The sequence below is a fragment of the Kineosporia sp. NBRC 101677 genome, from assembly GCF_030269265.1.
GTDB classification, from domain to species: Bacteria; Actinomycetota; Actinomycetes; order Actinomycetales; family Kineosporiaceae; genus Kineosporia; species Kineosporia rhizophila.
In genome coordinates this window covers 145,371-160,864 of sequence record NZ_BSTA01000014.1, presented here as the reverse complement: position 1 = coordinate 160,864, position 15,494 = coordinate 145,371, and the positions used below count along the sequence as shown (strand labels likewise).

13 protein-coding genes and 1 pseudogene are annotated in these 15,494 nt (G+C 66.6%); 9 read left to right on the top strand and 5 right to left on the bottom strand.

Annotation, left to right across the window (positions count from 1 at the left end; translation table 11 throughout):
• Window positions 1–193 precede the first annotated feature (193 nt).
• A complete protein-coding gene (locus QSK18_RS31655) occupies window positions 194–1,258 on the top strand; it encodes a sigma-70 family RNA polymerase sigma factor (RefSeq protein ID WP_502894295.1) in 1,065 nt (354 codons plus the stop codon).
• Window positions 1,258–2,427: a hypothetical protein gene (locus tag QSK18_RS31650; protein WP_285626717.1), complete on the top strand. Its 1,170-nt coding sequence runs from the start codon at window positions 1,258–1,260 to the stop codon at window positions 2,425–2,427. The genes QSK18_RS31655 and QSK18_RS31650 overlap by 1 nt, the downstream gene beginning before the upstream one ends.
• 235 nt (window positions 2,428–2,662) lie before the next feature.
• Here the strand turns inward: QSK18_RS31650 and QSK18_RS31645 are convergent, their stop codons facing one another.
• Both QSK18_RS31645 and QSK18_RS31640 read right to left on the bottom strand, forming a co-directional pair.
• Window positions 2,663–3,244 (bottom strand): TetR/AcrR family transcriptional regulator, encoded by a 582-nt coding sequence (locus QSK18_RS31645; protein ID WP_232808986.1) that lies wholly within the window; start codon window positions 3,242–3,244, stop codon window positions 2,663–2,665.
• Window positions 3,245–3,285: 41 nt separating this feature from the next.
• A complete protein-coding gene (locus tag QSK18_RS31640; protein WP_285626715.1) occupies window positions 3,286–5,133 on the bottom strand; it encodes a hypothetical protein in 1,848 nt (615 codons plus the stop codon).
• A 72-nt stretch (window positions 5,134–5,205) separates the two neighbouring features.
• Between QSK18_RS31640 and QSK18_RS31635 the strand changes: the two are divergent.
• A pseudogene (locus QSK18_RS31635) lies at window positions 5,206–5,388 on the top strand (hypothetical protein); the annotation flags it as partial.
• Here the strand turns inward: QSK18_RS31635 and QSK18_RS31630 are convergent.
• A complete protein-coding gene (locus QSK18_RS31630) occupies window positions 5,385–6,170 on the bottom strand; it encodes a UbiA family prenyltransferase (protein WP_232808989.1) in 786 nt (261 codons plus the stop codon). The pseudogene QSK18_RS31635 and the gene QSK18_RS31630 sit on opposite strands and share 4 nt — an antisense overlap.
• A 70-nt stretch (window positions 6,171–6,240) precedes the next feature.
• Window positions 6,241–7,005, bottom strand: a complete 765-nt coding sequence (locus QSK18_RS31625) for a TetR/AcrR family transcriptional regulator (RefSeq protein ID WP_232808990.1) — start codon at window positions 7,003–7,005, stop codon at window positions 6,241–6,243.
• Between the two features lie 93 nt (window positions 7,006–7,098).
• Between QSK18_RS31625 and QSK18_RS31620 the strand changes: the two genes are divergently transcribed.
• The 4 genes from QSK18_RS31620 to QSK18_RS31605 are packed head-to-tail and all read left to right on the top strand — an operon-like array spanning window position 7,099 to window position 10,307.
• Window positions 7,099–8,088, top strand: coding sequence for an ATP-binding cassette domain-containing protein (locus QSK18_RS31620; RefSeq protein ID WP_285626711.1), 990 nt, complete (start codon window positions 7,099–7,101; stop codon window positions 8,086–8,088).
• Window positions 8,081–8,860, top strand: a complete 780-nt coding sequence (locus QSK18_RS31615) for an ABC transporter permease (protein WP_232808992.1) — start codon at window positions 8,081–8,083, stop codon at window positions 8,858–8,860. The genes QSK18_RS31620 and QSK18_RS31615 overlap by 8 nt, the downstream gene beginning before the upstream one ends.
• 60 nt (window positions 8,861–8,920) lie before the next feature.
• Window positions 8,921–9,445, top strand: coding sequence for a metallophosphoesterase family protein (locus QSK18_RS31610; RefSeq protein WP_232808993.1), 525 nt, complete (start codon window positions 8,921–8,923; stop codon window positions 9,443–9,445).
• Window positions 9,438–10,307: a DUF72 domain-containing protein gene (locus QSK18_RS31605; protein ID WP_285626708.1), complete on the top strand. Its 870-nt coding sequence runs from the start codon at window positions 9,438–9,440 to the stop codon at window positions 10,305–10,307. Before QSK18_RS31610 ends, QSK18_RS31605 begins: the two co-directional genes overlap by 8 nt.
• Window positions 10,308–10,309: 2 nt before the next feature.
• On the opposite strand, the gene QSK18_RS31600 is transcribed toward QSK18_RS31605, so the two are convergent.
• A complete protein-coding gene (locus tag QSK18_RS31600) occupies window positions 10,310–11,371 on the bottom strand; it encodes a DUF4037 domain-containing protein (protein WP_352396697.1) in 1,062 nt (353 codons plus the stop codon).
• Between the two features lie 1,222 nt (window positions 11,372–12,593).
• On the opposite strand from QSK18_RS31600, the gene QSK18_RS36115 reads away from it, so the two are divergent.
• Window positions 12,594–13,262 (top strand): ABC transporter ATP-binding protein, encoded by a 669-nt coding sequence (locus QSK18_RS36115; RefSeq protein WP_352396696.1) that lies wholly within the window; start codon window positions 12,594–12,596, stop codon window positions 13,260–13,262.
• Entirely contained in the window at window positions 13,210–15,423 is a 2,214-nt protein-coding gene (locus tag QSK18_RS31595; RefSeq protein WP_232808996.1) for an FtsX-like permease family protein, read from the top strand. The genes QSK18_RS36115 and QSK18_RS31595 overlap by 53 nt, the downstream gene beginning before the upstream one ends.
• The last annotated feature ends 71 nt before the right edge of the window (window positions 15,424–15,494 follow it).

The following is a 15,494-nucleotide window of genomic DNA, read 5'->3' as shown; positions in this document are numbered from 1 at the left end:
CCGCCCCGGCCGTGAGCCTGGTACGCGCGCCATCCGGAACCCGACAGAACAATCGCAAGCCAGCCCAACAGGGCGACAGTCAGTGGCGGGGTCAGAGCCCCGGAGACGCCCTTACATCATCATTGTCGGTGGTCGCCCCTACGCTTGCGAGCAGATGGACGACGTGGCCGCCGACTCGAAGGGGATCGTCAAGATGAGCGAGGTCAGGACCGCGGAGGGGACCACCCTCGACGTCGGGGAGACCGGCCCGGGGGGCGGGCAGACACATCAGACGCACGACCTGGAACAGTTCCGCACCGAGCTCACGGCCTACGCCTACCGCATGCTCGGTTCCGCGTTCGAAGCGGAGGACGCCGTCCAGGACGCGATGATCCGGGCCTGGCGCGGCCTCGACCGGTTCGAGGGCCGCTCCGCCCTGCGCTCCTGGATGTACCGCATCACCACCAACGTCTGTCTCGACATGCTCAAGGGCCGCGAACGCCGGGCCCTCCCGATGGATCTGGGTCCGGCCCAGAAGACGGCCGAGGTGGTGCTGGGCGAACCGCTCGGCGAGGCCACCTGGATCCAGCCCATCCCGGACGGACGGGTACTGAGCGGCACAGCCGATCCGGCCGAGGCCGCCGTCCAGCGCGAGACGGTGCAGCTCGCCTTCGTGGCGCTGCTCCAGAACCTGCCGCCCCGCCAGCGGGTGGTCCTGATCCTGCGCGAGGTGCTGCAGTGGCGGGCCTCCGAGGTGGCCGAACTGCTCGACACCTCGGTGGCCTCGGTGAACAGCGCCCTGCAGCGGGCCCGGGCCACGCTCGCCACCGACGGCACCACGCCCGAGGAGGCGATCGCCAAGGCCACGGCCGGCGCCCGCGCGGGTTCCCAGGCGCAGGACGCGCAGAGCGAGTCGGCCCAGCTCCTGCAGCGCTACCTGGAGGTCTTCGAGAACTACGACATGGAGGGTCTGGTGGCCCTGCTGCACGAGGACGCGACCATGTCGATGCCGCCCCTCGACCTGTGGCTCAGCGGCCCGGAAGAGATCGTCGCCTGGATGCAGGGCCCGGGCCACGAGTGCGCCGGTTCCAAGCTCGTGGCCACCTCGGCGAACGGCATGCCCGCGTTCGGCCAGTACCGGATCGCGCCCGACGGCGGTTACGCCCCGTGGAGCCTCCAGGTGCTTCAGGTGGTGGACGGCCGCATCACCGAGGTGACCACGTTTCTCGACACGCCCACCCTGTTCCCTTACTTCGGCCTTCCGGATCGGCTCGGCTAGTGAGCCCCTCCCTCGAGGAGGCCGCGGCTGAGCTCTACGCGGTCGAACCGGGCCGGTTCACCGCCGAGCGCACCCGCCTCACCAAGGAGGCCCGTCAGGCCAAGGACACCGAGGCCGCCAAGGCCATCGGGGAACTGCGTCGCCCCACCACCTCGGCCTGGCTGCTCAATCAGCTGGTCCGAGGTGAACAGGGGGCGGGTGAAGAGATCGATCGCCTCGAGCAACTGGGCCACGAGCTGCGCGAGGCCCAGGCCGCCCTCGACGCGCAGCTCATGCGTGAGCTCACCAAAGAAAGACACCAGCTGGTCGCGGCCCTGGTCCAGCGGGCCGAAGAGATCGCCGAGCAGGCAGGGCAGAAGGTCAGTGCGGCCGTGCGCCGGGAGCTGGAAGACACGCTGGGCGCCGCAGTGGCCGACGAGCAGGCGTCGTTGGCGGTGACGTCCGGAAGGCTCACCCGCGCGCTCACCTACGCGGGGTTCGGCGAGGTCGACGTCACCGAGGCCACCGCCACCCCGCTCAGCGCCGTACATCCGTACAAGGCCCGGCGCAGCGACACCTCGGGAAAGCCCCTGCCCGCAAGCGCTTCCAGCAAGGCAGAAACGGCCGGCGGCGAGAGTGGCACGGTAGGCGACGAGAGCGGCACGGCGGGCACAGGCACAGGCACAGCAGGGTCTGGCCCCCAGAACGCCCCCACAATGAAACGCCGAGACTCCAAACTGGCTCCTGCACACCCCAAGTCCTCCCCCGACGACGACACCGACAGCACCGGCACTTCTTCCCGCGCCCACTCACGCCCGGCCGGCAAGCCTGAAAATCCCGAAAAACCCCGGCAATCCCCGCAAGAAGCCAAGGCAGCCAAGCTCGCGGCCCGCCGCGCCGAGGCCGAGGAACTGGTCAGCAGAGCCCGCGCCGACTTCGAAGCAGCCGAACAGTCGCTACGCCAGAGCGAACAGGAACTCGACGCAGCCACCTCCGAACAGGCCGACCTCCAGGCCAGGCTCAACGAACTCCAGGCCGAGATCGTCGTCGTGCGCCGAAAACTCGACGCCGGCGACCGACGGGTCTCGCACGCCGAACGCGACCTGACCCGACAGGAACGCCAGGTCAAAGACACCACCAAGGCCCTCGACCGAGCCGAAGCAGCCCTGGACCGCCTCGACCACGCCTGACCCGCCCCGCCAAGCCCGGCCCGGCCCGCCCCGGCCCGGCCCGCCAACCCAGCAGACCACCTCAGCAGACTGCTGCACGAGCATAAGGACAACGCCAGAGGTGGGTGCGCCGACCCGTCAGGCCGAACCCATAGGCCGAGCCGCCAGGGCCAACCCCGCACGCCGAACCGCACGCCGGACCCGTCAGGCCAACCCCGTAGGCCGACCTGTCAGGCCAAACCCGCACACCGAGCCGTCAGGCCGAACCCGCACGCCGGGCCGGGAAGTGCGTCATGTTCTGCACGATCTCCCCGGCCCAGGGCTCGTCCACCTCGTCCAGGCCGGCCGTCACGATCAGATGGCACAACTGCCCGTAGGCCAGAAACGCCTGCACTGCCGCAACCCCGGCTCCCGACCGAGACCGCGCGTACTGCCAGATCCGCCGGTTCCCGTCGGCCAGGGCCGCCCGGATCTCCGGCACATCACTGGCACTCTGGGCATGCACCTGCATCATGAGCAACGACCGGTCAGCGATCAGCCCGGCATAGGCATCGCCCATCGCCGTCAGGAGTTCGTCCGGCGAAGCGCCCGGCGCAGCAACTGCGCCGGCCTCCAGCGCTCGCTCGATCTCGTCGAAGGTGTGCTCCAGAGCCGCCAGGAACAACCCCAGCTTGTCCCTGAACAGGCGGAACACGTACGCCTGGGAGATCCCGGCAGCATCGGCCACCGCAGTCACCGGCGTGGCGTGATAGCCGGTCGCCGCGAACACCGGGATCGCCTTGGCCACGACCGTCGCCCGGCGCACCTCAGCGGTCGACCGGCTCCGCTTCTCGTCCATGTGAGTGAGTACATACTCACCACAGCCGGGCGTCAAACCCCTCAGGGCTCGTAGTCGTCGTGCAGAACCACGCGGGAGAACTCGATCTCCTCGGACATCCGCCAGAAGTGCAGCCGCCGGGCCTGGGGCGCGTTCCGTTGCAGCGCAACGCGGTAGCAGGTGGCGCCGTCCTCCCGCCGCACGGCCTGCTCATTGGGCCCCTGCCCAGTACGCAGCACATGCATCTGCCGGCCCGCCGAGGTGTCCGCCAGACCGGTCAGCACCTCCACCACCACATCAACAACCTTCGCCCGGTCGACCCCCGGGGTCTCCTCCAGCGAACTCACGAAACGCGGGCCGAGCCGGTACGGCCCCAGCGGGCGCTCGGCCTTCTCCCCGGCCGGGATCTTGCGGGCCCAGCACACCGTGACGTCGAAGCGGAAACGGTCGTCCGGGTCGGCAAAAAGGTCGTTCGAAGAGAGCGTCTCCCGATGATCGCGCTGGGCGCCCTTACGATTGCGGCGCCGCAGACGTTCCAGCTCCTTCTCCCGCGTGGCCACTTGCCCGTGCTTGCGCGAGAGCTCGGCCTCCAGATGCTGAAGTTCCAAGGTCGACGACCGCAGTTCCTGCTCCAGCCGGGCCTTCTCGAGCAACGTGGCCCGAACGGTGGCCCGCGACTCCTCCAGAGCCCTCTGCGTGCTCTGCAGCGCCTCCTTGCGCACCGGCCGTTCCAGCACCTGCACCGCCCGGGCGGCGAGCATCGTCGGCGAAGGCCGCGGAAGCATCCGCACCGGCGACCCGTTACGCAGCAACGCAACATCGTCGGCAACCTGAACGTCCGGCTTCTCGAGATAACTGGGGACGCCGATGCGCACGTTCGCGGTCAACCGCGGCCGGGTGGGTACGGGGTTGGGCGTCTCCTGCTCGGGCACAACCTTTTCCAGCAGCGGTGGCTCGGGCGCAGGTACCGCCGGATCCGGAAGTACCAGCCAGCCCGGCCCTCCCGGCAGCACCGCCAGCGAGCGCACCGGGGCGTCCTCGTCGACGTCCACGATGCTCAGCGAGGAACCTCCGGACCCGACCCGGACCGGCACCACCTCACCCACCGACAGCAGGTCACGCAGGTCTTCGGTCGAGTCGTCGGTGACCCGGGCCCGCGGGACCGAGGCCGAGATCCCCGGCAGCAGGGCAACCTGGCACGAGGCCGAACCCACCGACTGCACGCAGGCGAGAAGTACCTCCCCGTCCGCCACCTCGGCCAGCCGTTCGCCGGGCGAGGCGAGCATGCCGGACACATCCAGCCTGCGGGAGCTCTCGTCGAACACTCCCCGAACCTGCATACCCCGCTCGAAAAGACGTTCCGAAGGCACCCCCGGGCACAGCAGCCCGACCTGGATCGTTGCATAGCGCCCGTCGGTCAGACTGACCATCGCCTGCGACGGATTCGGGCAACCACTCACCACCCCGGAGACCTCCGGCAGGACCGCCCGGCTCGAGGAGCCCATCGGCAGGGCCAGCAGCCCGGCCGAGGCCGCGGCCTTCAGTCCGTCCTCGAGCAGTCGCTCGGTGGTCGTGATCCCCTCGGCCGCCGAATAGGCGAACCGCAGCCGCGAGCGGCGCAGGTCGTGCACCCACTCCAGGCCGGTCGGATAGACCCGCCCAGCGCCGCCGTACACCTGCGTGAGCTCTGGCATCCCCCGCGAGAAGGCCCAGGAAGCAGCCGCGTCCGAGATCAGGTACACGTCGGCCAGCCCGCTCAGCTCGGTGGCCAGCCGGTCCGCGTCTATGTACGGCCGGGTGGCTCCGCGCGCCATCGTCACCACGACCGTCGGCCGGGTGCGCCCGGGCCGATTCAGTTCCTCGGCAAGTTCCTCGGCCCGCCTGGGACCAGTGATCGTCTGAGCCGCCACAACCGTCCCCCTCGATTGCTCCCCCTGGCGATCATCGGCGGCCACCGGGGCAACCTGAAGATGCGACCAGGCCTGATCGCCGACGTGGTGAACGGCAAGCTGGTTGCCGTACCCCGCGGGGTGATGGCGGCCGGAGCCATCCTCCAGGGCGGGCGCGGCGGGGTGGACCTGCCGGAGAAGGACGTCGACCGGGTGAAGAGCCACCTCGCCAAGTACTACGCCAAGATGGACGACACGGCCCCCTGGGACCGCTAGGCGGTGACCAGGAATCCGGTCACCAGCAAGGCGACCGAGACCAGAGTCAGCCGGAACGCGGCATACCCACCGCGCACTCCGACCTGCCGCGACGCGCCGGCCAGCGCAAGAACGACTCCGGCGAGCAGCAGCACGATCCCGGCAACACGCCGTACCGTTCCGATTCCTTCGGCCCCCAGTACGCCGAACAGCAGGCAGCCCGCCGCCGCAGCGATCAGCACCGCCATTACGGTCAGAGACGCTGCAGGCCCGATTCTTTGGGGTAGGCCGCGCACTCCGGTGAGGGCATCCGCCTCGGTGTCGCCGACCGTGTTCGCGAAATGCGCCCCCGCACCCAGCAGGGCAGCCGCAACAATGGTGGACGTCGGTGGCGGCTGCCCGAGAACGGCCAGTGAGGCGATCACGGGTAACAGACCGAACGAGAGGACGTATGGAAGCGGGCTTACGGGGGTACTTTTCAGGCCTGCGTTGTAGCCGACGGCACTGAGCACCGCGATCAGGTGATACAGACCGGCGTCGTGCGCCAGCTGAGCGGAGACCAGCACGGCGGCGGCGGCCGCCAGGCAGGCCGCCGCCTGGACCACGGCCGCGCTGATCAGGCCGGCGCTGATCGGCTTGTCGTGGCGCTGCGCGGCCTGGTCGCGCTCCGCGTCGAAGCCGTCGTTCGACCAGCCCACACACAGCTGACCAGCCAGGATGGCCGCCCCGACGAGCAGGGCACTGCGCACCCCGGCGGCCGAGAGACCATCCTGGACCGCGAGGGCGTAAGCCGTCGCGAACACTGTGACAGCCGCGCTCGGAAGTGGATGACAGGCGTCCACCATTGCCCGAAAAGAACGCCCCATCAGCGCGTCAGGCCCGTTCGATCATCGCGCTGATGCCGTCCAGCACCCGATCCAGGCCGAACTGCATCTCTGACCAGATCAGGTCTGCCTCCGGCGGCGGTTCCCCCGGCCCGGGCACGTCGGCCTCCAGCGCCCCACTGGTCAGGGTCTGAGCCAGGGCGGGGAACCGCTCGTCGTCGAGAACCCGCCGGGCCACTGCCGCGAAGGTGGCCGCCGCAGGCACGGCGCCCGCCCCGATCTCGGCCGCCAGCAGCCCGTATCCCCGCATCAGGTTGCTCAGCAGCAGGATCGAGGCCAGCTTCTCGCCCTCGGAGAGCCCGGTGCCGCGCAGGCAACGCAACCCGTTCTCCATCCAGAGCATCTGATTGGGCAGCGGCGGCAAGGTGGTGATCGGGATCCGCATCACCCAGGGACGTCTGCGGTAGGTCGCGAGCACTTCGGTGGCCCAGTTCTGGAGACCCTCACGCCAGTCCTGCCCCTCGGGCGGCATCTCGGCCGGAGGGCCCACCCCGGCGTCGAGCATCAGGACCAGCAACTCGTCCTTGTTGCCGATGTGCCGGTAGAGCGCCATGGCGGTGACGCCTACCTCGGCCGCCACCTTGCTCATCGACACCGCCGCCAGCCCGTCGGTGTCGGCGATGCGTACCGCCGCATCCACGATCTCGGTCACCCCGACCGTAGGCCGCGGGCCCTTGACCGGGCGTTCCCGCATGCCCCAGACGGCCGCGATTCCTGCGGACACCGGAAGCTCCGCCTGGTCGTCATCCGCCATGACCCCACCATCTCACCAAGTCTTCTGTGTACACCCTAGACAGTTAGGTATACGCTCTACACAGTTTAGGTCATACACAGAACAGGGGCTGATGTGAACCGAACCGCTCAAGACCACCGATCTGCGAACGCGATCTCCACCCGCGGCCTGACCAAGCGCTACGGCGGCCACACCGTCCTGCGCGACCTGGATCTCGAGGTCGCCGCGGGCTCGATCTTCGCCCTGCTCGGGCCGAACGGCGCCGGTAAGACGACCGCCGTACGCATCCTCGCCACCCTCACCCCGCCCGACGCGGGAACCGCCACCGTGAACGGCCTGGACGTGGTGAGCCGGCGGCGGGAGCTGCGCCGGACGATCAGCCTGACCGGGCAGTACGCCGCTCTGGACGAACTGCAGACCGGGCGGGAGAACCTGCGCATGCTCGGCGCCCTGGCCGGGCTGGACCGTGGCCGGGCCCGGTCGCGGGCCGGTGAACTGCTCGACCAGCTCGACCTCGCCGAGGCGGCCGACCGGCAGGTCGTCACATACTCCGGAGGTATGCGCCGCCGGCTCGACCTGGCCGCCGGCCTGCTGCGCCGGCCCGCGGTGATGTTCCTCGACGAGCCCACGACCGGTCTGGACCCGCGCAGCCGGGAACAGCTCTGGCAGGTGATCACCGAGGTCGCCGAGGGCGGGACCACGGTGTTCCTGACCACCCAGTACCTCGAGGAGGCCGATCGGCTGGCCGACCGCGTGGCGATCGTGGACCAGGGGCGCAAAGTCGTCGAGGGCACCCCCGGTGAGCTGAAGCGGCAGGTCGGAGGGGAACTGCTGCGCATCTCACCGACCGATGCCCAAGCCCTCGACATCCTGACTTCCCGAGCCGGGACCGAGGCGAGCACCGACGTCCTCAATCTGGTTCTCACCATCCCGATCACCGACGACGCGGCCGGGATCCGCGGGCGGCTGGACCTTCTCGACCCCGACCGCACGCTGATCCGGCACTTCTCACTGCACCGCCCGGACCTGGACGACGTGTTCTTCGCCTTCACCGGGCACCCCACCAGCGCACCGATCCGCGACGAGGAGCCCAGCCATGTCTGACCTGACCCTCACCACCGGTCCCGGGACCGCAGCCACCGCGCTCAGCCTGACCGGCCGTACTCTGCGGCTCTCCCGGCGCAACACCGAGGCGCTGGTGATGTCGCTGGTCCTGCCGCTCATGCTGATGCTGGTCTTCGTCTACCTCTTCGGCGGCGCGGTGCAGACCGGCACCGAGTACGTGACCTACGTGGTGCCCGGCGTGCTGCTGCTGTGCGCCTCCTTCGGCGCCTCGCTCACCGCGGGTGCGGTGAGCCACGACATGAGCAGCGGCATCATCGACCGGTTCAGATCGATGGACGTCGGTGGCGGCTGGTTCCTGTGCAGTCACGTGGTTGCCAGCCTGGTTCGCAACCTGGTCTCCACCACCGTCGTCCTCGGGGTCGCCGTCGCCATCGGTTTCCGCCCGCACACCACCCCGCTGCGCGCCCTGGCCGCCGCCGGCGTCCTGTTCGCCTTCGTCCTGGCCCTCTCCTGGCTCTCTGCCGTGGCCGGGCTGATCGCCAGGACCCCGGAGGCGGCCAGCGGTTTCACCTTCGTCCCGATGTTCCTGCCCTACGCCAGCAGCGCCTTCGTACCGATCGACACGATGCCCAGCTGGCTCCGCGCGTTCGCCGAGAACCAGCCGGTGACGCCGGTGGTGGAGAGCGTGCGCGGGTTCCTGCTCGGCACCGAGGTCGGCTCCGCCCCGGGCCTGGCCCTGGCCTGGAGCGGTGGCCTGCTGCTGATCGGCGTGGCCCTGTCCGGGGTGCTCTTCCGACGCCGCACCGCCTGAGCCGAGCGGTCCGGACCCGCCCAGGAAATCCGGTTCGTATGCGTGTCGTACCGTCGGGTCGTGTCTCAGAAGCTGCTGATCATCTCCGATACCCATCTGCCCAAACGCGGCCACGACCTGCCGGCCGAGGTGTGGACGGCGGTGGCGGAGGCCGACGTGGTGTTCCACGCGGGCGACTGGGTGCTGGAATCGCTGCTCGACCGGCTGGAGGGACGGGCCCGCAAGGTGGTCGGGGTGTGGGGCAACAACGACGGGCCCGGCCTGCGCCGACGCCTGCCCGAGGTGGCCCGCGTGGAGGTGGAGGGCGTGCGCATCGCCATGACCCACGAGACCGGCTCCAAGGACGGCCGCGAGAAGCGTTGCGACAAGGCCTACCCCGACACCGACGTCCTCCTCTTCGGCCACAGCCACATTCCCTGGGACACCACCACCCCCAACGGCCTGCGACTGCTCAACCCCGGCTCCCCCACCGACCGCCGCAAGGAACCCGACCACACCTACCTGACCGCGGTGGCCCAGGACGGGGAACTGCGGGACGTCGTCCTGCACCGGATGCCACCCGGCCCTAGCCTGAGGCATGGCTGACGTCCGGATCGGCATCTCGGGGTGGCGCTACCCGCCCTGGCGAGGCACGTTCTACCCGAAGGGCCTCACCCAGGCCCGCGAACTGGAATACGCCGCCCAGCGCCTGAACTCGATCGAGATCAACGGGTCGTTCTACTCGCTCCAGCGCCCGTCCAGCTACCGCCAGTGGGCCGCCCAGACCCCCGACGACTTCGTCTTCACGCTCAAGGGCAGCCGTTTCATCACCCACATGAAACGGCTGAAGGACATCGACACCCCGCTGGCCACCTTCCTGGCCAGCGGGGTCCTCGCTCTCGGGCCGAAACTCGGCCCGATGCTCTGGCAGTTGCCGCCCACGATGCCCTACGAGCGCGACGTCCTCGGCCCCTTCCTGGACAAGCTGCCCACCAGCACCACCCAGGCCGCCCGGCTCGCCCGAGGGCACGACGGCAAACTGAAGGAGGACCGGGTACTCCTGGAACCCGACGCCGACCGCCCGATCCGCCACGCCCTCGAGGTGCGCCACCCCAGCTTCGCCGACGCCGACCTCGTGCAGCTGCTACAAGACCACAACGTCGCTCTGGTGATAGCCGACTCAGCCGGCAAGTTCCCCGTCCTCGAAGACGTCACCGCCGACTTCGTCTACGTGCGCCTGCACGGCGAAGAGGAGCTCTACGTCAGCGGTTACGACACCGCAAGCCTGGACCGCTGGGCAGACCGCGTGCGGCAGTGGCATTCCGGCCGCATCCGCCGCACCCCCAACACCATCACGACCCTGCCGCCCAGCCGCGCCGCCCGGGACGTGTTCGTCTACTTCGACAACGACGCCAAGGTGCACGCCCCGTACGACGCGATGTCGCTCGCCGAGCGCCTGGTGGTCTAGGTTCACCCGATCGGCTGGGCCCTGGCCATCAGGTACGAGCGGGCGGTCTGAACGCGATGGTCCGCGTTCATGAGCACGCGGACGTTGTCCACCCACTGCTCGACCGAGCCCACACCCGGCGGCAGGGCTCGCACGAGCGGGTCTGTGACTGCTTGCAGGAGCAGGTCCGGCACGGGTGCGCGGATGCCGAGTACCGGTCGGTCGACCAACAGCTCGGTGGGGATGCCCTCGCTGGTGGCCAGACCAGCGCCGCGTTGCGCCCGGTGCAGGACGGCCAGCGCCTGGGCCACCGCCTCCTGGCGTTCTGACCAGCGCTGCGCCGTGAGCGCTGCCGTCAGCACCGGCACGAGATCGCCGGCCATGGGGAGTTGGGTCGACATCGTTCCGAGCCACTTCGGATACGGCGGCCAGCGCCGGGAGAGCAGGAAGGCCAGGTGCATCGCCGTATTGACGATACGGGCGCAGATGACGCGGCTGCCGAGGTCGTCACCTCGATGACCAGTACGTCCGAGCACCGGCAGGTCTACCCCCAGACGGATCCAGTCCGCCGCGACGACGTAGCACCACACGTCGTCCGGGTACCAGGCCAGCTTCCGGCGCAGGCCGGTGAGGACGCCGAGGTCGTCGGTGAACACCTGTCCGGCGGTGACTTCCAGCAGCGACTGGCCGGTCAGGCAGAGCCAGTCCAGGCTGGTCATCGTGCCGGAGGCATCCAGACCGAGGCGTGAGGCGACGAAGGCCTCGGCGGTGGCGACCTCGGCCCGCTGCCGGACTGCCGGGTCCCAGCTGGTGGCGAAGCGCGTAGGCAGGCCCCGGTACGTGTCCGGAAGCCGTTCCTCGAGGTAGTCGGTGACAGCCCGAACCTGGTCACCCTCGACCAGGAGCGTCAGCCGCAGGCCCCAGTCGTGGTCGCGGGAGGTCTCATCGTCCAGCCCCAGCACGTCAGAGCCGCTGCCCAGGCGGGCGCCCGCATGAGGCAGCCCCGGCCAACGATCGCGCAGCAGCGGCGCCACCACGTCCTGGTAGTAACTGCGGGCCAATGTGATGCCGTCGGTCACGCCCATCATCGTGTCGGATACACGTCTCGACCCGAAAGCGAGATTATCCGGCCCGGCCCTCGGAGGGTCCGGCCTGAGCGCGAGGCCCGGATCTGCCCTGGGCGGCCTGGCACAGGCCGTCTCGACGGCAAACGCAGAACTGGCCAGGACCTGTTGGTCCTGGCCAGTTCTCGAGGTGGGCCATCAGGGACTTGAACCCCGAACCCGCTGACTCTGCGACGATCGCGCCGGACCTTTGCGGTTACTGCCTCTGAGCTGGGGTTTTGCTACAACGGCCCTACCGTCAGTTGGCGTCATCTGGAGCTGCCTCGGGTTGTTTATCCACCGTAAATCCACCCTGTCGGCGCATCCGCTGCTCGCGCCCGATCAGGCTACGCCAGGTCCAGTTCGAGCTGGATCAACACCGGCACAGCTGGCCGGCCAACCCGTGGCCGACATCGCTCAGGTGGCCAGCGGCTGGCGCAGCCGGGCGGACCTTCCCAAGGCATCGCGCAGCAAAAGGGACCAAAGACCATGCCCGCCTGCATGCCATAGCACCGACCTCCGTGGTGGCGTCGCGGTGGGTACAGGCCGGTCTTGCCGGTGGCGCTGTGGGCATGGGAGACCCGCACCAGAGGCTCGCAATCAGCCCCGCCCCGCCAACGGAAGCCACCCACCTGCACGGAGTGCAGACGCGGCCCGTGCTGAGAAGTGCGAGGTGAATTGGGGGCAAAAGAGGTGATCCACGCCACGTGGTTGCCAACACCCTGAGCGTGATCTACTTCTGAGCGTTGGGAGCCCGTGACATTAAGTAATGTCAGGCTAATCCTCGAGCTAAGGACATCCATGTCTCGCGTCAAGGCCGCAACCAAATCTCGCGCGTCTAAGGTCCTCGGAGTCACGCTTCTGTGCTTGACCGTGTCAGGTGGCATCGCTCAGGCCGCTAGTGTCAGCACCACTGGTTCTAAGGCTTGGAACTCAGGAACGTACGGCAGGACTCTTAACGTAGAGGACACTCAGTCAGAAGGCGACGCCGCGTACGCCAACTGGAACAGCAGCGGAAACAACCGCATTCAGACTGCCAGTGGCAAGGGCAACACGGCTTCGATAAAGGTCAACCCGCTTAACAACTTCCGGGCGTGCCGCGATCAAGGCTCCTTGAACCCGGACAACTGCTCCAGCTGGGTCACGCCCTGATCCGGTAGTCTCGCTTCGTAGCTACACGCCATTCGTATGGAGGTTTGCGGACGTGGATCCGTTGGTCACAGCAGCTGGGCTCACGTTCGCGTACCCCAACGGAAAGGTTCTGTTCGAGGATGTTTCCATTGTCGCATATGCAGGCACACTAACTTGTGTGGTTGGGCGCTCGGGCATCGGAAAATCGACTTTGCTATACTGCCTGGCTGGGGTTCTTCGGTCGGCGGGTGAGATTAAACTTGCTGGCCAGGCACTTTCAACATCAGCTTCTCAGAGGGCGTCCTTACGGCTCAAAAATTGCGGGTTCATTTTTCAGCGCGGTGAGCTTCTGCCCGAGCTGACGATATTGGAGAATGTAGCGCTTCCGTTTCAGCTAACTGGAAATTCCAGAAAGTCAGCTCATGAAGCGGCAGCAAAGTCACTGGACGAGTTGTCTATTTATGATTGCCGCGACAGGAAACCAAATGAGATTTCAGGCGGCCAGGCTCAAAGAGCCTCAGTTGCGCGAGCACTAATACACCAGCCTCCAGTGATTCTGGCAGATGAGCCAACAGCATCATTGGATCCAGTAAGTCGGGACAGAGTACTGGTTGCTCTACGTGCCGCACTCGAAAAAGGGGCGGCTGTCATCTGCGCGACCCACGATCCTGCCCTCGTAGATATCGCCGATGCCTGCCTTGATCTGGGAGACACCTCTCGTGCAGTTCGCAGTACTAGGTAACGCCAGCACGCTAGGTGCCCTCTTCTTCCGTAGGGGACGGTTCGTTACACGTCTATTGACCTTCACCGTAGGCGCAACCATAGCTATCTCTCTGTCCGGTGTCTTTGGGCTGGCTAGCTTCCTGACGAGCGTGGGCGAACGAGGTCAGAGCCGCGAAATAGGTGCCTACCAGAAAACCGGCTGCATCCAGGGAAGTTACCGTTATGACCCCGTTGGACTAGATCAGTACACCAACACGCTCCTGTCAGCAACCTGCGAAACGCCGCAGGTGCCTCCAGGATTGCCGCGATTTCCCCAGCCGGGCGAGGTTTTCCTGTCGCCCGCTTTGAGTGAATTGCGCGACAGCAACATGGCAATCGCGACGAGGTTCCCCAACGTCTCCGGACTAATTTCCCGGGCAGGCCTTACGAGTAGCGATGAGCTGCGATCTGTTGTTGGTGTCTTGCCCCGCAAATCGAGCACTGCTGGCATAACGACGTTCGAAACTTTCGGATCTGACCCACAAATCGACTATCTGAGCAGCTACCTCCGCTTTGACAGAGTGACCTTTTTAGTTATCGCACTCTTCTTTACCCTGCTTCCGTCAGGGTTCTTAATTGCGGCCTGCACCAAGATCAACGCCCGCGTCCGAGAGCGGCAGCTCGGCCTACTTTCAGTCATAGGGGTGCCAAGCCGGACCCTCCGACAGGCCTTCATGTTTGAGTCAGCCATGGGCGTAGGGATAGGCGCTTTACTCGGACTACTGCTTGCGCGCCCCATATTTGCAAATATCACCCCCCAGTTCGTTGCCTGGACCCCCTTCCCCGGAGACCTCCTAATCTCCTGGCATGCCGCGCCACTCATATTCGCGCTGATCGTGTGCACTGCTATCGGCGCGTCTTGGTGGGGTGCCAAGTCGGTTATGCAACATAGCATCCGATCAGGTATGGGAACTTCGCCGGGGCACGTACCTTGGCGTTGGGCAATTCTTGTCGCTGGACTAGCGGCCGGCGCTGTCTCAACTTGGTGGCACAGCGACTCCGCATGGCCATTAATCCTGGCTGGACGCATTGCAACGTTCGTGGGGCTGTTATTGGTTACCGCCCCTCTTTGCATCAGTGTGGGCAGGAAGATTAGTCAACTGGATGACGCGGTCGCGTCACTTGTAGGGAGCAGGCTCAGGCGCCCGTCTGGTGCCCTCACGCGTGCTTTAGGTGCGCTCATTTCGGGTCTTTTTGTTCTGTCCGCAGGAGCAACAACTATTGACGCTCTGGGTGATGATCCTGCGGCAATCGAACGAGCATATACAGCCGACGGCTACAATGTTGTCGAAGTACGACGGCCGTCTGAAGAGGTTCGTTCCATCCTCCGCAGGTATGACGTCGTCAGCGGAGCGCCATCTAACGACTCTGAAATTATGGGTACGTTGTCGGGCCGCTGTGAAACGATTGGCCGAGTAACGGGTGACCAGATCGAATGCACGAAACGCACACTCTTTGGGGTGACTTATGAAGGTCAGTCAGCCCCTACCAAGTACAAGGCAACCCCCGTTAGCCTGATGGGGCCGCGGGCGGAAACGCTGTCGGGTTTCGTTGTGCATGTAACTACCCAAGCAAGCCTTCGCGAAACGGATCAGACGGTTCTGATCCCCCTTCCCGTCGATCAGGCATATCGCCTGTACGACCAACTGGTAGGGGCTGACGCTGTAACAAACGTGCGAATGGGTGGAACCGCAACAGTGAGCGGTGCCAGCGAACTTTCCGCAATCTTAGATGTTTTCAGATGGGGCGCCGCGTTCGCGGTTATTATGTCTATGGTAGCTACGCTTGTCTCACTGGTATCCCTTTCGTATGATCGACAACCAGCCAATAATTACCTTCAAATAATCGGAGTAACGCCGCGAAAGGCAGCGGCCGCCGTGGTTCTGGAGATTATGTCCGCGGCGGGAGCGAGCCTCGCCCTAGGTGTCTTCTCGTCTTGGTTGTGGGCCATCGCAATTCAGAGTCCGGAACGACCGATGAGTCTTGTTCCCGTGATTCTTCCATTCATCGTATGTTTTTTTGCCTTGACGGCCGCTTCGGCAGCGCTCGTTACCGGTGTTTTTCGAAGTGGGAGTGCAAACATCGTGCCCGATCGGGACAACTTGGCGGCTGCCCACGACACGTTTGTAACGAGTGCTTGATCCAGAAGAGAGTAATTCGGCAGTGCACGAGGGTTGCTGATGCCGAGCTGCCGGGTGCCCCGTCGGGTCGG

Excerpts from the sequence above, each read along its gene's own strand:
- QSK18_RS31655 (WP_502894295.1), top strand. The coding sequence starts at position 194 with ATGAGCGAGGTCAGGACCGCGGAGGGGACCACCCTCGACGTCGGGGAG.
- QSK18_RS31645 (WP_232808986.1), bottom strand. The coding sequence starts at position 3,244 with ATGGACGAGAAGCGGAGCCGGTCGACCGCTGAGGTGCGCCGGGCGACG.
- QSK18_RS31625 (WP_232808990.1), bottom strand. The coding sequence starts at position 7,005 with ATGGCGGATGACGACCAGGCGGAGCTTCCGGTGTCCGCAGGAATCGCG.
- QSK18_RS31615 (WP_232808992.1), top strand. The coding sequence starts at position 8,081 with ATGTCTGACCTGACCCTCACCACCGGTCCCGGGACCGCAGCCACCGCG.
- QSK18_RS31605 (WP_285626708.1), top strand. The coding sequence starts at position 9,438 with ATGGCTGACGTCCGGATCGGCATCTCGGGGTGGCGCTACCCGCCCTGG.
- QSK18_RS31600 (WP_352396697.1), bottom strand. The coding sequence starts at position 11,371 with ATGGGCGTGACCGACGGCATCACATTGGCCCGCAGTTACTACCAGGAC.
- QSK18_RS31595 (WP_232808996.1), top strand. The coding sequence starts at position 13,210 with ATGCCTGCCTTGATCTGGGAGACACCTCTCGTGCAGTTCGCAGTACTA.